The 1,014-nt window shown below is 62.7% G+C and carries 2 pseudogenes; both read right to left on the minus strand.

The annotated features are described in order from the left end of the window. Window positions 1-42 precede the first annotated feature (42 nt). A pseudogene (locus tag G6024_RS11830) lies at window positions 43-261 on the minus strand (IS110 family transposase); the annotation flags it as partial. A gap of 253 nt (window positions 262-514) precedes the next feature. Then, a pseudogene (locus tag G6024_RS16705) lies at window positions 515-976 on the minus strand (TetR family transcriptional regulator C-terminal domain-containing protein); the annotation flags it as partial. Between the last annotated feature and the right edge of the window lie 38 nt (window positions 977-1,014).

Genomic DNA, 1,014 nt, shown 5'->3' on the forward strand with positions numbered 1-1,014 from the left:
ACCCGATCATCAGAACCCTGCTTTCCGAAAGGTGTCCCTAACACCGTAGGAGGCAACTCCCTCGATCACCCAGAGGGCGGACTGATCACCGCCGGTGCGGCGGGTGGCCCACGAAATCGCGCGGGCCATCCCCGCGGCGGTCGTCGGGAACTGGGCGGTATCGATAACCTCACCAGTGGCAGCCAGGACTGCCAAGACGTGATTGCGTGCGTGGGTATCAACGCCGATGACGAATGGGTGAGCATGCGCGACGATGGTCATAGCGGCTCGGGTCCTTCCTACTCAGGGACAGCGGTCCGGCCGCTGGTGGCCGGCGCCGGTCTGGGTAGGAGTCACTTCGGGGCAGCACTGTGATGAGTCACGTTCCTTATGGAGCGGACAGCCTTCTGATCAAGTCACCGAGGTGGGCCAGGACGGCGTCGGCTGCCTCACCCCGGTTGGACAAATCCCTAGTAGGGCACCCCGAGGGGGCCGGGCGGTTCATGAGTCACGACCGGGGTGATGCGGCCAACTCCTATCCTTGCCAGCCGGTCCCAGACCAGCCACCCCAAGACTCACAGCGGTTCAGGTCGTGGATGGACTCGGCCGGGATGGGTTCGCCTCCCTGCTTGCGGGCAGCAAGAAAATCATCAACGAGTTGCACGCATCCGTCGTGGTCGACGGTGCAGAGCCCAGTAAGGCGAGCGAACACGACGGGACCCAGGAGTTGAACGATCGCGAAGGTGGTGTCGACGTTGCCGAGCTGTGCTCGAACGTCAGGATGTGTGAGGATGCGGTCAAAGGGCTGCCGGTATTCCTCGATGACTCGACTACGCAGTGAGGTGATCGCGGCCGAATCGGCAGGATCGCCGCCGACTGATCCGATTGACAGCCAAGCCAGAGTCGTAATGTTCAGCGGCGCCTGGTCAATCAGGTCGGCTTGGGCCGTGAGAAGCGCGATGAGTTGGTCGCGTACCGACCCACTGGTGGCAGAGACTTTCGACGGGGCGTGTCAGATGGTCTGTGTGAGTTGAT

This window comes from Dietzia maris (assembly GCF_014144855.1).
GTDB lineage: Bacteria > Actinomycetota > Actinomycetes > Mycobacteriales > Mycobacteriaceae > Dietzia > Dietzia kunjamensis.